At 73.1% G+C, this 12,820-nt stretch carries 12 protein-coding genes and 1 tRNA gene; 9 read left to right on the top strand and 4 right to left on the bottom strand.

Annotated features, from left to right (window positions below; all coding sequences use genetic code 11):
* The first annotated feature begins 10 nt into the window (after window positions 1–10).
* Window positions 11–946, top strand: coding sequence for an NrfD/PsrC family molybdoenzyme membrane anchor subunit (gene nrfD, locus ACGFIB_RS25530; RefSeq protein ID WP_393375494.1), 936 nt, complete (start codon window positions 11–13; stop codon window positions 944–946).
* 183 nt (window positions 947–1,129) lie between these two features.
* On the top strand, window positions 1,130–1,873 hold the full coding sequence (locus tag ACGFIB_RS25525) for an alpha/beta hydrolase family protein (RefSeq protein WP_393375491.1): 744 nt from the start codon (window positions 1,130–1,132) through the stop codon (window positions 1,871–1,873).
* Between the two features lie 74 nt (window positions 1,874–1,947).
* On the opposite strand, the gene ACGFIB_RS25520 is transcribed toward ACGFIB_RS25525, so the two are convergent.
* Window positions 1,948–2,379, bottom strand: a complete 432-nt coding sequence (locus tag ACGFIB_RS25520; RefSeq protein WP_393375488.1) for a hypothetical protein — start codon at window positions 2,377–2,379, stop codon at window positions 1,948–1,950.
* A gap of 222 nt (window positions 2,380–2,601) precedes the next feature.
* On the opposite strand from ACGFIB_RS25520, the gene ACGFIB_RS25515 reads away from it, so the two are divergent.
* The gene (locus ACGFIB_RS25515) at window positions 2,602–3,861 is read left to right on the top strand and encodes a sensor histidine kinase (RefSeq protein WP_357262351.1); all 1,260 of its coding nucleotides are present in this window, start codon (window positions 2,602–2,604) and stop codon (window positions 3,859–3,861) included.
* Window positions 3,846–4,493, top strand: a complete 648-nt coding sequence (locus tag ACGFIB_RS25510) for a response regulator transcription factor (RefSeq protein ID WP_357262354.1) — start codon at window positions 3,846–3,848, stop codon at window positions 4,491–4,493. Before ACGFIB_RS25515 ends, ACGFIB_RS25510 begins: the two co-directional genes overlap by 16 nt.
* A gap of 9 nt (window positions 4,494–4,502) precedes the next feature.
* On the opposite strand, the gene ACGFIB_RS25505 is transcribed toward ACGFIB_RS25510, so the two are convergent.
* The gene (locus ACGFIB_RS25505) at window positions 4,503–5,042 is read right to left on the bottom strand and encodes a DUF6886 family protein (RefSeq protein ID WP_357262357.1); all 540 of its coding nucleotides are present in this window, start codon (window positions 5,040–5,042) and stop codon (window positions 4,503–4,505) included.
* Window positions 5,043–5,156: 114 nt separating this feature from the next.
* Window positions 5,157–6,173 carry a selenide, water dikinase SelD gene (selD, locus tag ACGFIB_RS25500; RefSeq protein ID WP_393375485.1) on the bottom strand — a complete coding sequence of 339 codons (1,017 nt, stop codon included), beginning with the start codon at window positions 6,171–6,173 and terminating at the stop codon, window positions 5,157–5,159.
* A 91-nt stretch (window positions 6,174–6,264) separates the two neighbouring features.
* On the opposite strand from selD, the gene ACGFIB_RS25495 reads away from it, so the two are divergent.
* The 5 genes from ACGFIB_RS25495 (at window position 6,265) to ACGFIB_RS25475 (ending at window position 11,192) form a co-directional block, all read left to right on the top strand.
* Window positions 6,265–6,358, top strand: a tRNA-Sec gene (locus ACGFIB_RS25495).
* 294 nt (window positions 6,359–6,652) lie between these two features.
* The gene (locus ACGFIB_RS25490; RefSeq protein WP_357245344.1) at window positions 6,653–7,519 is read left to right on the top strand and encodes a hypothetical protein; all 867 of its coding nucleotides are present in this window, start codon (window positions 6,653–6,655) and stop codon (window positions 7,517–7,519) included.
* 546 nt (window positions 7,520–8,065) lie between these two features.
* The gene (gene selA / locus ACGFIB_RS25485) at window positions 8,066–9,355 is read left to right on the top strand and encodes an L-seryl-tRNA(Sec) selenium transferase (RefSeq protein WP_393375482.1); all 1,290 of its coding nucleotides are present in this window, start codon (window positions 8,066–8,068) and stop codon (window positions 9,353–9,355) included.
* Window positions 9,355–10,785 carry a selenocysteine-specific translation elongation factor gene (gene selB / locus ACGFIB_RS25480; protein WP_393375480.1) on the top strand — a complete coding sequence of 477 codons (1,431 nt, stop codon included), beginning with the start codon at window positions 9,355–9,357 and terminating at the stop codon, window positions 10,783–10,785. Before selA ends, selB begins: the two co-directional genes overlap by 1 nt.
* Window positions 10,707–11,192, top strand: coding sequence for a SelB domain-containing protein (locus ACGFIB_RS25475; RefSeq protein ID WP_393375477.1), 486 nt, complete (start codon window positions 10,707–10,709; stop codon window positions 11,190–11,192). Before selB ends, ACGFIB_RS25475 begins: the two co-directional genes overlap by 79 nt.
* A gap of 82 nt (window positions 11,193–11,274) precedes the next feature.
* Here ACGFIB_RS25475 and ACGFIB_RS25470 read toward each other — a convergent pair whose 3' ends face one another.
* Entirely contained in the window at window positions 11,275–12,588 is a 1,314-nt protein-coding gene (locus tag ACGFIB_RS25470; protein WP_393375475.1) for a cryptochrome/photolyase family protein, read from the bottom strand.
* Window positions 12,589–12,820 lie beyond the last annotated feature (232 nt).

Below are 12,820 nucleotides of genomic sequence, written 5' to 3'. Positions count from 1 at the left end.
GGAGGCACTGATGCCGAGGCGCCGGGACGAGATGGTGCCGGACGCCGAGTTCCGGTCCTACTACGGCCAGCCGGTCATCAAACAGCCCATCTGGCACGAACCCCACATGCCGGCGTACCTCTATCTGGGCGGGCTGTCCGGCGCGGCGGGCGCGATGGCGGCGGCCGCCCGCCTCACCGGGCGGGATCGGCTGGAGCTGGCCGCCCGGATGACCGCCTTCGGCGCGGCGAGCGCCGGTGCGGTCTTCCTCGTGGCCGAGCTGGGCCGTCCCGAGCGCTTCCTGAACATGCTGCGCGTGTTCAAGCCCACCTCGCCGATGAGCGTCGGCTCATGGACGCTGGCCGCCCACAGCGGGCTGACCGGCGTCGCGGCCGGCGCGGCGGTGACCGGCCTGCTGACCCCGGCGGGCGACGCCGCGTCGGTGGCGAGCGGCCTGAGCGGCCTGGCGATGGCGACGTACACGGCCGTCCTTCTCGCCGACACCGCCGTGCCGTCGTGGCACGAGGGGATGCGCGAGCTGCCGTTCCTGTTCTCGGGGAGCGCGCTCGCCTCCGCGGGCGCGGCCCTGATGCTGACCACGCCCAGGGCGCAGGCCGGGCCCGCCCGCGCCGCCGCGGCGGCGGGCGCCGTGGCCGAGGTCGTCGCCGGTGGGCTGATGGAGCGTCGCCTCGGTCTCGTCGGCGAGCCGTACCGCACGGGCAGGGCGGGCAGACTCATGCGGGCCTCCCGCGTGCTCACCCTCGGTGGCGGCCTGCTCGCCACGGTCGCCGGGCGCAGCCGGGCCCTCACCGCGCTGTCCGGGCTCGCGATCACCGCCGGGGCCCTGTGCACCCGGTTCGGCGTGCTGGAGGCGGGCCGGGCCTCGGCCAAGGACCCCAAGTACACCGTCGTGCCGCAACGCGACCGCCTCGACGCCGGCCACCCCGCCTCCGCCCCCGGCCGCTGAAAAGGGTTCGAGAAACGATCGACGAGCTTGGTAACGTGCCGGTGACCGTGAACCGCCCGAGGAGGTGAGACCCATGAACGCAGGATCGATGTGGGTGCTCCCCCTTCCCATCACGGCCGGGCGATCGACGTAGGTGTCGCCGGGAGCGCCTCGACAACAAGGCTCTCCCGAAAGGCAACACCTGTGCACTCTCTGCAGTTCACCGCCGAGTCGTCGTCGGACGGCATGGTCGAACGCGACTTCACCGTGGGCGGCGTCCCCGGGGTTCTCTGGTCGCCGGCTCCCGGCGCCGATCGCGCGCCCCTGGTCCTGATGGGCCACGGCGGCGGCAACCACAAGAAGCATCCGGCGATGGCGGGCCGCGCCCGCCTTCTCGTGACCGGCTGCGGCTTCCACGTCGCCGTCATCGACGCGCCCGGTCACGGCGACCGGCCGCGTACGGCGCACGACGAGCAGGAGATCGCCGAGCTGTTCCGGGCGAGGGCGGCGGGCGAGCCGGAAGGACCGATCGTCGTCCGCTACAACGCCCACCTGGCGGAGCTCACCGTGCCCGAATGGCAGGCGACCCTGGACGCGCTCCAGGAACTTCCGGAGATCGGTGCCGACGGGCGGGTCGGCTACTTCGGCATCAACATGGGCACCGCGATCGGAATACCACTTGTGGCGATCGAACCCAGGATCACGGCCGCGGTCTTCGGCCAGCACTGGCCCGATGTCCTGGCCGAGAAGGCGAGGCGGATCACCGTCCCGATCGAGTTCGACATGCAATGGGACGACGAGCACATTCCGCGCGAGGCCGCTCTCGCGCTGTTCGACGCCTTCGCCTCAAAGGAGAAGACGTTGCACGCCAACGCGGGCAGGCACAAGGAACTGCCCAGGTTCGAGGCCGACAGCGCGGTCCGGTTCTTCGCCCGGCACCTCGGCTGAGCGGTCACCCCGCCGGCCTGAAGTACGCGGTCGCGGCGTCCGGCTCGCCGGCCGGGCGCCGCGGCAGCGGATGCTCAGCGCGTCTTGGGGAAAGCGGCGCGGGGCCCAGAGCCGTTGAGGATGAAGGCGACCGCGACCAGGGGCAGGACGCTCATGGCCTGCATCACGGCGTACCACGCCGGGCAGATGCCGGGGATCAGGTCGACGCCGATGATCGCGATCGGCATGGTGACGCTGATGGTGCGCATACGGTCGAAGCTGCGCCGCGATCCCTGCGACGCACGCACGATCATCCGGTGGAGCATCGGAGCGATGGCGAGCAGTATGACGGCCCGGACCCACATGAACGGGGTCTCCATGTGATCGGCGATCGACAGCACGGCGACCGTCGCGAGGGTGATGCCGCAGATCATGCCGGAGAGCGTGACGCACTTCTTCGCCAGGTCGAAGGCCTCTCGGGTGCGGCTGTCGTCGAGGTGTGCCGTGGCGCCGGTGATGGTGGTCATGTCGTTTCTCCTTCTCGTCGTGGTCTCGACGCTAGAGAGCGGACGGGCGGCGCGGTATGCGTCTGGACGTACGCGGGGGTGGGGCCAGACCCACTCCGGGGGCGATCGGCTGGGCGCCGTGCTCTGTGCGGTACACAGTGGAAACATCACGCCGTACCGGCCCGGACCGGCGCATCGCCGAACACCTCGGGAACCGGGGTCGTGGAGTACGAAGGAAGGCTCATGCGACAGCTGGTGTCGTGGCTGGCGAGTGCCGCCGTTGGGTTCGTGCGAGCGTGCGTCGTGCTCGTCGTCAGCATGCTGGTCCCGGCCGTGTGGGCCGCCGCCGCGGGGCTGTGGATGTGGTGGTGGGGCGGCAACCCGTGGCCCGGGCTGGCGCCGCTCCTGTGGGCGTGCGTCGGCACGCTCGCCCTGGCCCGCCCGATCTGCCGGATGGTCCGCGCCCTCGTCGCCAGATGGACGGGCACCGTCATTCCTCCCGGATATCGGCAGGCCGCGCCGGTGGTGCGCATGTCGACGGGGTACTGGTGGAACGGATTCTCCTACGAGCGCACCAGCCGCGACGCCCGCCGGGACCAGAGGATGCGGCTCTGGTGGAGCGATCCCGCCACCTGGCGTGACCTGCGGTTCGCGGTGATCGCTCCGTTCACCATGGGGGTGATCGCGGCCGTCCCGCCGGCCGGAGTCGTGGCGGCGGTCGTCGGGTTCGGCCACCCGGCGCCCTCCATGCGTCTCATCGGGGTGCTCGGCGTGGCCGTGGCCGTCGGCGCCGCTCCGTACGCCTGGCGGCCGGTCCGGCCGGTGGCCGTCCGGTTCCTGCGGCCGTCGCCGGCGATGGCACTGGCGGACCGGGTGGATGAGCTGACGGCCCAGCGCGCCGACACGACGGTCGCGCAGGCCGCCGAGATCCGGCGCATCGAACGGGACCTGCACGACGGAGCGCAGGCGCGCATGGTCGCGCTCGGGATGTCCTTGGCGACCGTGGAGAAGCTGATGGAGACCGACCCCGACCGGGCCAAGGCGCTGCTGCGGGACGCGCGAGCAGGGGCCACCGCGTCCCTGGCCGAGCTCCGCGACCTGGTCAGGGGCATCAGCCCGCCGGTGCTGACCGAGCGCGGGCTCGTCGACGCCGTTCGCGCTCTCGCCCTGGACAGCTCCCTCGAAGCCGCGGTCAGCGCCGACCTTCGGCTGCGCCTGGACCCGCCGATCGAGTCCGCCCTGTATTTCGGAGTCGCCGAACTGCTCGCCAACGCGGCCAAGCACGCCCGCGCGACCCGCGCCGGGATCTCCATCGCCCGCACCGGCGCAGGCGTCGTCGTCGACGTCGAGGACGACGGCACGGGCGGGGCCGGCGTGCGGTCGGGTGGCGGACTCGACGGGCTACGTCGCCGTCTCGCGGTCTTCGACGGCACCCTGGAGGTCACGAGTCCGGCGGGCGGCCCGACCCGCGTGAGAATGGTTGTGCCATGCGAATCGTTGTAGCCGAAGACCTCTACCTCCTGCGCGACGGGATGGTCCGCCTCCTGGAGGCGTACGGGCACCAGGTGGTGGCGACGGCGACCACCGGGCCGGAGACGCTCGACGCGCTGCTGACCCAGCGGCCGGACGTCGCGGTCGTCGACGTCCGCATGCCGCCGACCCAGTCGGACGAGGGACTGCGGGCGGCTCTCGACGCCCGCCGCCGGGTGCCCGGACTGCCGATCCTGATCCTTTCCCAGCACGTCGAACAGCTGTACGCCCGCGAACTCCTGGCCGACGGCACCGGCGGCATCGGCTACTTCCTCAAGGAGAGCGTGTTCGACGCCGATCAGTTCGTCGACGCCCTGGAGCGGGTGGCCGGCGGCGGGACCGCCATGGACCCGGCCGTCATCGCCAAACTGCTGTCCAGCGGGTCGTCGAACCGGCGGCTCGAACGGCTCACGGAACGCGAACACGACGTGCTCGGCCTGATGGCCGAAGGGCTGTCGAATCAGGCCGTCGGCCAGCGACTCTTCCTCAGCGAGAGCGCCATCAGCAAGCACACGACCTCGATCTTCGGCAAGCTCGGCATCACCGACGACGGCAACAACAACCGCCGGGTCCTCGCCGTCCTCACCTACCTGAACAACGCCTGACGTGCTCCGTTACGCCGGCCGGGGGCGGGCGTTGCGGAGGCGGATGCCGCTCCAGCCCAGGGAACTGGTGGTCACCGCGTCCCAGAACGGCCAGAGGTTGTCCAGCAGCCTGAGCTGGATGCCGGCATCCTCGTGCAGCCGCAGCAGGTCGCCGACGGGTTCGGGCGGCCCGAGAGGTTCGACGGGCTCGGTCGCGACCACCGCGCTCGGCACCGGCTCTCCGAACGGGACGAACTTCTCCGCCGAGAAGCGGTAGGCGTACAGGCGGACGGTCAGGAACGCCTCCAGCCAGCCGTACTCGATGGCGTGGACGCGCCGGCCGCAGCCCGGCCCGATGATCCGGTCGTGGTCGTCGTCCGTGGTCGCCGGGGTCGTCCAGGCCATGGCCCGCGGACACTGGCGGGGAAACCAGTAGTCGGGGCTGCGCTCGGCCGTCACAGCCCAGACGTACGCCTCCGGCTGCCGCGCGGTGGCCGCCACATGCGGAACGAATCGGGTGATCTCCGGGTCTTCGGAGAAATGCAGCACCTCGCCGGGCTCAGGTCGCATGTCCCGGGTCTACCACCTCGCCGCGACCACGGCCCGCGCCGCGTTCTCAGACGAGCCGGATCGCGGCCCGCGCCGCGTTCTCAGACGAGCCGGATCGCGGCCCGCGCCGCGTTCTCAGACGAGCCGGATCGCGGCGGCGGCCTCGGCCGGGACGAGTTCGCCGACGATCGGCGCGCCGGGGACCTCGCCGGCGACCAGCAGGCCGCCGGAGGTCTGGGCGTCGGCCAGCAGGAGCAGGTCCTCCTCCGCGTATCGGCCCGGATCGAGGTGGGGGTGGACCCAATCCAGGTTGCGGCGGGTACCCCCGCTCACGTAGCCGTCGCGCACCGCCTGCCGCGCGCCCTCCAGGTAGGGCACGGCCGCCACGTCGACCACGGCCGTGACGCCGCTCGCCCTGGCCAGCTTGTAGAGGTGGCCGAGCAGGCCGAACCCGGTCACGTCGGTCGCGCACCCGGCCCCGGCGGCCAGCGCCGCCCGCGAGGCGTCCCGGTTGAGCGTCGTCATGACCTCGATCGCCTGTGAGAACACCTCGCCGGTCGCCTTGTGCCTCGTGTTGAGCACACCCACGCCGAGCGGTTTGGTGAGGGAGATCGGCATTCCCGCCCGGCCCGCGTCGATGCGCAGCAACCGGTCGGGGTCGGCCAGGCCGGTGACCGCCATGCCGTACTTCGGCTCGGGGTCGTCCACGCTGTGCCCGCCCGCGACGTGGCAGCCCGCCGCCCGCGCCACGTCCAGGCCGCCGCGCAGCACCTCTCTGGCGAGGTCCATGGACAGCGTCTCCCTGGGCCAGCCCAGCAGGTTCACCGCCACGACCGGTTCGCCGCCCACCGCGTACACGTCGGACAGCGCGTTGGTGGCCGCGATCCGCCCCCAGTCGTACGGGTCGTCCACGACGGGGGTGAAGAAGTCCGCGGTCGCGACGACCGCCCGGCCGCCCTCGATCCTGACCACGGCCGCGTCGTCGCCGTCGTCCAGCCCGATGATCAGCTCGTGCGCGTACGCCGACGGGTCGGGGGCCACGAGCCCGGCCACGATGCTCTCCAGCTCGCCCGGGGGAATCTTGCAGGCGCAGCCGCCTCCGTGCGCCTGCTGGGTCAGCCGGATCCCGGCCCGCTCCGTCGTCTCGGTCATGCCGCCGCACCCGTTTCCCGTCGCTCGTCGCCGCGCCGCCACGACGGGGCGCCGCCCCGGTCCCTACCCCGTTCCGGTTAGGTTTCTCCCTGGAGGTGTGTGGGCGCCTGGTGGCCCCCGCGGTCTTCAAAACCGACGAGGCCGAGGTCCTCGGCCTGGCGGGTTCGATTCCCGTCCACCTCCGCTCACCCTTCGCCTTCCCCCGTCAGGCCTCCGGCCCCACCTCCCACAACGCGGACATCGGAAGCGCCCGCATCCGATCCCCGAAGGGGAGCGCCTCCGGACCCGCATAGAGGACGTATCCCGCGATCAGCCGGTCGCCGAGCTTGCGAGCGAGTTTCCGACGCCCTCCTTCGTGCACGCGATCACGGGCATGACCTCGGGAAGACCGGAATCATCGCGGCATCCGACCGAATTTCTGACGGCGGGCCTCGCAAGACGCGACTACTGCAGGTGACGAACTGATAACTTTCGGTGTCATGCCGTCCCCCCTGCATGACACGCTCAACCTGCTGTTCCGGCACAGACCGCAGTTCGCCGTGGAGATGCTCCGCGATCACCTCGGCGTGGACGTACCCGGCGGGCTTCCGGTCCAGGTCGCGAGCAACGACTTGAACGACCGTCCGTCCATCGATCTACGACCCGATGTCGTGATCACGGTCGGCCCCCGGCACTCCCCCCTTCACGCGATCGTCGTCGAGATCCAGCAGCGGCCGGATCCCGATAAGCAGCGTGCGCTACCTCGGTACGCCGCCGCCTTATGGCTGCAGTTGGATTGTCCGGTCACGGTGCTGGTGGTCTCCCCTGAGGCCCGGACCGCCTCTTGGGCGGCCAAACCAATTCGTACCAGCCTGCCGGGTTACACGCTGACCTGCGAGGTGATGGGCCCGGACCATATCCCTGTCATCACCGACCCTGCGGAGGCGGCCGCACATCCGGAGCTGTCCGCACTCTCCGTGATGAATCACGGAGAGCATGAAAAGGTGGTGGAGGCATTCGTGGCTGCGTTGCAGCACCTCCCCGACGAACACGCTCCGCATTACTATGAATACGGATATCGGATGGCGTCGCAGGCCGCCCGACACCTGATGGAGGCACTCATGGAGTCCACTGTTTGGCCGGTCTACAGCCCGTTCGCGAAGATGCACTACGGCAAGGGCCTCGAAGCCGGCCGCGCAGAGGGCGAGGCGAGGGCGGTGCTCACCATCCTGGAGGCGCGGGGGGTCCCGGTCGACGAAGACGACCGCGCGTTCATCATGGAGTGCACGGATTTGAAGCGGCTTGACGAGTGGGCGCGGCGGGCTATCACCGCGACGTCGGCCGCCGACCTGTTCGCCGAGGAGTAACCGCGGCTCCTTCGCGAGGGTGCCGGTCAGGATCGTCGGATTGACGCGATTCGCGAGGCCGTGGTCGGCGACGCCCTGCGGAACAGCCGCCGCGCGGTCCACTCAGTGGACCGGGCGTCAGGTGCGGACGAGGTTGCGCGTGATCTCCCGCGATGCGCGCAGCACGAGTTCGGTGAGCCCGGCCGGCACCGCCGGTCGCACCGCGAGCGCGCTGATCGACGCGACGACCTCGCCGTCCGGGCGCCGGACCGGTACGGCCAGGCGGTCGCCTCGGCCAGCTCGGAGCCCGGCAGGGCCGGCGGCACCTCCTTGACTTCGAGCACGCCGCGTCCGTTCGCCGTCCCGGCCCGGACCGCCGGTTCCCGGCGAGGACCGGCGGCGGAGTGGTCCTGTGCCTCCATGGGGCTCTCCTCCCGAGGCGGTCACCGGGGACTCGCGGACGAGGACTCCGCCGTTACCGCCGAATTCAGGAGAAGGGTGTCACCCGCCGGAGCGGCGGGGGGAGCAGGCCGGGGTGGGCGGGGCGCCGCCGCTGTAATTTGAAGTGTGGATCCACGGAGGCGGGTGCCGCGCACCGACGCCGTACTGGCCGATCCGCGGCTGGTCGCCGCCGCCGAGCGGCTCGGCCGTCCGGCGGTCAAGGACGCGGTCGCGCGGGCGCAGCAGCGGGTGCGGCAGGGCGAGATCGAGCCGGAGGACGTCGCGGATGCCGCGCTGGCGGCGTTGCCGCGCCACGCCACGAGCCTCCGTCCGGTTATCAATATGACCGGCGTGCTGCTCCACACGAACCTGGGCCGCGCGCCGCTGTCCCCGGCCGCCGTCGAGGCGGTGACGGTGGCGGCGGGGGCGACCGATGTGGAGTTCGACCTGGCCACGGGGGCGCGGGCGCGCCGGGGACGCGGTGCGGTCGAGGCGCTGGCCCTGGCCGTGCCCGACGCCGAGGGTGTCCATGTGGTCAACAACAACGCCGCCGCCCTCGTGCTGGCCGCCACCGCGCTCGCCGCCGGGCGGGAGATCGTGATCAGCAGGGGTGAGCTGGTCGAGATCGGCGACGGTTTCCGCATCCCCGACCTGCTCGTGTCCACCGGCGCGCGCCTGCGCGAGGTGGGCACGACCAATCGCACCGCCCTGGCCGACTACCGCGACGTGCTCGGGCCGCAGACGGGGTTCGTGCTCAAGGTCCACCCGTCGAACTTCCGGGTCGAGGGCTTCACCGGCTCCGTCGAGGTGGCCGAGCTGACCGGGCTGGGCGTGCCCGTGGTCGTCGACATCGGCTCGGGGCTGCTCGACCGCGATCCCCTCCTGCCCGAGGAGCCCGACGCCGGGAGCGTGCTGCGGGCCGGCGCCGATCTGGTCAGCGCGAGCGGCGACAAGCTGCTCGGCGGCCCGCAGGCGGGCCTGCTGCTCGGCCGCCGCGACCTGGTCGAACGGCTCAGGCGGCACCCGCTCGCGCGGGCGCTGCGCGTGGACAAGCTGACGCTCGCCGCGATCGAGGCGACGCTGCGCGGCCCGGAGCCCCCCGTACGGCAGGCTCTCCACGCCGATCCGATCCTTCTCGGTGAGCGGGCCGAGGCGCTGGCCAAGGCGCTGTGCCAGGCGGGCGTGGACGCGGCGGCCGTGTCCACGGAGGCGACCGTGGGCGGGGGCGGAGCTCCCGGAGTGCGCCTGCCGAGCGTGGCTGTGAGCCTGCCGGAGCGGCTGGCCGCACCGCTGCGGCGGGGTGAGCCGCCGGTCGTCGGCCGGGTCGAGGGGGGCCGCCTGCTGCTGGACCTGCGCGCCGTGCCGCAGGACCGGGACGGTGAGGTCCTCGCGGCCGTCCTGACGGCGACCCCCTGATGGCCCCGCGCATGCACGTCGTGGCCACGGCCGGACACGTCGACCACGGCAAGTCGACCCTGGTGCGGGCGCTGACCGGGATGGAGCCCGACCGGCTGGAGGAGGAGCGGCGGCGCGGCCTCACGATCGAGCTGGGCTACGCCTGGACGACGCTGCCCTCCGGGGAGCGGGTGGCGTTCGTCGACGTGCCCGGCCACGAGCGGTTCCTCGGCACGATGCTCGCCGGGGTCGGCCCGGTGCCCGCCGTGATGTTCGTCGTCGCCGCCGACGAGGGGTGGATGCCCCAGTCGGAGGAGCATCTGGTCGCGCTGCGCACCCTCGGCGTACGGCACGGCCTGCTCGCCGTCACCCGCGCGGACCTCGCCGACCCCGCCCCTGCCCTGGAGGACGCGCGCGACCGGCTGGCGGAGGCCGGGCTGGGCGACGTGGAGGCCCTGGCGGTGAGCGGGCGCACCGGCGAGGGCCTCGACGGGCTGCGCGCCGCGCTCGACCGGCTGGTGGCGGCGCTGCCCGCGCCCGATCCGCGGGCACCGGTGCGGCTGTGGATCGACCGGGCGTTCAGCGTGCGCGGCAGCGGCACCGTCGTGACCGGCACCCTGCCCGCCGGCCGCGTCGAGGTGGGAGACGAGCTGGAGCTGGACGGCGAGCCGGTGCGGGTGCGCGCCCTGGAGTCGCTCAAGGAGCACGTCGAGTCGGTCGCCGGGGTCGCGCGGGTGGCGCTCAACCTGCGCGGGCGGATCGTGCCGCGCCGCGGGCACGCCCTCGTCACGCCCGGTGCCTGGACGGCGACGAGCCTGGCCGACGTGCGCGTGACGATGGCGGTGGGCGCCCGCGGGCCGCTGCCCGCGCGGCTCACCGCGCACATCGGGTCGGCGTCGGTGCCGTGCGAGGTGCGCCCGCTCGGCACCGAGGCCGAGGGGGCGGCGGCCCGGCTGCGCCTGGCCCGGCCGCTTCCCCTGCACCTGGGAGACGCGCTGCTGCTGCTGGACCCCGGCCGAGACCCGGGCCGAGACCCCGGCCGAGACCCCGGCCGAGACCCGGGCCGGGGCCGGGGCGAGCCGCGGGTGCTCGCGCGGGCGACGGTGCTCGACGTGCGGCCCCCCGAGCTGCGCCGCCGGGGAGCGGCCAGGGAACGGGCGAAGGCGCTGGCGGAGGCGTCCGCGGACGCGGCCTCCCTCCTGCGCACGCACCTGCTGCTGCGCGAGGCCGACCTGGCCGCGATGGGCTGCCCGCCCGGGGGACCGCCGGTGGCCGGAGACTGGCACGCCGATCCCGATCACTGGTCGGCGCTGTCCGCCCGGCTCCCCGAGGTCGTACGGCGGTACGCGGCCGATCACCCCTGGAGCCCGGCATGCCGGTGGAGGCCGTCCGCCACGAGCTGGACCTGCCCGACCGCAGGCTCGTGGCGGCGCTCGTACGGCCGCCGCTGACGGTGGCCGACGGGCGGATCACCACGATGGGCCGCGCCCCGGCCGGGACCGCGGGGCTGCCCGCTCCGGTCGCCGGGGCGGTGCGGTCCCTGCTGGACGACCTCGCCAAGGCCCCGTTCCAGGCGTCGGAGGCCGGGCGGCTGGCTGCGCTGGGGCTCGGGCCGCGCGAGCTCGCCGCCGCCGTACGGGCCGGGGCGCTGCTGCGCGTGACCGAGGGCGTGGTCCTCGCGCCGGGCGCCGACGCGCGGGCGGCGGCGCTGCTGGCCCGGCTGCCGCAGCCGTTCACGGTCAGCCAGGCGAGGAGCGCGCTCGGCACGAGCCGCCGGGTCGCGGTGCCGCTGCTGGAGCACCTCGACCGCAAGGGCCTCACCGAGCGGGTGGACGAGGTCCACCGCCGGTCACTGTGAGGCGACGTCGCGCTTTCCGGCGGCGGGGTTGCCGGGGCCGACACCGAAGCTGATGATCCGCTGCTGACGCACGCGGCGGCCGTCACGCCCGCAGCTCACCCCCGAGGGGTGAGGAGGGGTAGCCGGGGACCCCGCCGCGGACCTTCCACGGCTCGTGGACGAGGCCGCCGGGCAGCGACGCGAGCTCGGGGACGTAACGCCGCACATACTCGCCCTCGGGGTCGAACTTCTTGGCCTGCCGCAGTGGGTTGAGCATGCGGTAGGGCCGGGTGTCGTTGCCCGTCCCGGCGACCCACTGCCAGTTGCCGCAGTTGTTCGGCATGTCGCCGTCGAGCAGCCACTCGGCGAAGTGCTCCAGCCCGGCCCGCCAGTCGATCCCGAGCCGCTTGGTCAGATAGGAGCCGGTGACCAGGCGCAACCGGTTGTGCATCCAGCCCTCGGCGAGAAGCTGGCGCATGCCCGCGTCCACGACGGGAACCCCGGTGAGGCCCTCCCGCCAGGCGGCCTCGGCCTCCTCGTCGCGCCGCCACTCCACGTTTCTGGGCCGGTAGTCGCGCCGGCCCATCTCGGGGAAGGCGTTCACGACCTGGTAGTGGAAGTCGCGCCAGCACAGCTGCCTGACGTACTCCTCGCCGCCCGGCCGTTCGCAGGCGCGCTGCACCACCTCCAGGGGCGACAGGCAGCCGAAGTGGAGGTAGGCGCTGAGCATCGAGGTGCGCCCCGCCATCCGGTCGCGGGTCTCGGCGTAGGAGGCCAGGCCGTCGCCCACCCACCGCTCCAGCCGCCGCCGTGCCTCGCTCTCCCCGCCCCGCACGATCCCGTACGGCTCGGGGGACGCCTCGGGCAGGACGCCCGGATCGATGCCGGGCGGCAGGCACAGGCGGCGGGGCGCGCCGAGGACCGGCCGTCTCGCGGTGGCCGACCAGGCCCGCCAGTAGGGCGAGAAGACCCGGTAGTGGCTCCCGCCGCCGGGCCGCAGCGCGCCGGGGGGCACCACGGTCACGCCGGGGAAGAGGCGGAACTCCAGGCGGTGGGCCCGGCACTCCGCCGCCAGGCGCCGCTCCCGCCGCCGCGCCAGCGGGCTGACGTCCTCACTCGCCCAGATCGCCGACGCGCCCGCCTCCGCGGCGACCCGTACGGCGTGGGCCACCGGGTCGCCGTGCCGTACGACGAGGTCCCCGCCGAGTGCGCGCAGGGACGACCGCAGGTCGTGAAGGGACGCGCGGAGGAAGTCGCGGCGGTGCCTGGCCCCGATCGCGGGGTCGAACACGAACAGCGGAACGACGTGCCGGGCCACGGCGCACGCCTCGGACAGCGCTGGTTGATCACGAATTCGCAGGTCCCGGTTGAACAGCACGACGACGGTCTCCACGCGTACCTCTTCGCCGTCGATCACGCCGGTGGTTGCGGCTCCCGAGTAAATCAGGAGATCGTCTCGTCATACGGCGGAGGCTGCTTCACGCCGAGACGGGTCGTGCGCATGCTGTAATGCCGAAAAGGCATGAAACGCTGATTATTCCCCGGAAATATGAAGGCTATTCGCATCGGATGTGGCGAACGGATGGCGGGCGAAAGGCGGGCAGGGAAGCACGCCCGTCGCCGGTTGTGTCCGGTGCGCGAAAAGAGAA

Source organism: Microbispora bryophytorum (genome assembly GCF_043197435.1).
Taxonomy (GTDB): Bacteria; Actinomycetota; Actinomycetes; order Streptosporangiales; family Streptosporangiaceae; genus Microbispora; species Microbispora bryophytorum.
The sequence above is the reverse complement of the archived record's forward strand: the minus strand, read 5'-3'. Positions and strand labels throughout refer to the sequence as shown.

Bases quoted from the DNA above. Each gene is read 5' to 3' on its own strand.
- selB (WP_393375480.1), top strand. From the start codon at position 9,355: ATGGCCCCGCGCATGCACGTCGTGGCCACGGCCGGACACGTCGACCAC.
- ACGFIB_RS25505 (WP_357262357.1), bottom strand. From the start codon at position 5,042: ATGCGACCTGAGCCCGGCGAGGTGCTGCATTTCTCCGAAGACCCGGAG.
- ACGFIB_RS25475 (WP_393375477.1), top strand. From the start codon at position 10,707: ATGCCGGTGGAGGCCGTCCGCCACGAGCTGGACCTGCCCGACCGCAGG.
- ACGFIB_RS25520 (WP_393375488.1), bottom strand. From the start codon at position 2,379: ATGACCACCATCACCGGCGCCACGGCACACCTCGACGACAGCCGCACC.
- ACGFIB_RS25490 (WP_357245344.1), top strand. From the start codon at position 6,653: ATGCCGTCCCCCCTGCATGACACGCTCAACCTGCTGTTCCGGCACAGA.
- ACGFIB_RS25515 (WP_357262351.1), top strand. From the start codon at position 2,602: ATGCGACAGCTGGTGTCGTGGCTGGCGAGTGCCGCCGTTGGGTTCGTG.
- selD (WP_393375485.1), bottom strand. From the start codon at position 6,173: ATGACCGAGACGACGGAGCGGGCCGGGATCCGGCTGACCCAGCAGGCG.
- ACGFIB_RS25510 (WP_357262354.1), top strand. From the start codon at position 3,846: ATGCGAATCGTTGTAGCCGAAGACCTCTACCTCCTGCGCGACGGGATG.
- nrfD (WP_393375494.1), top strand. From the start codon at position 11: ATGCCGAGGCGCCGGGACGAGATGGTGCCGGACGCCGAGTTCCGGTCC.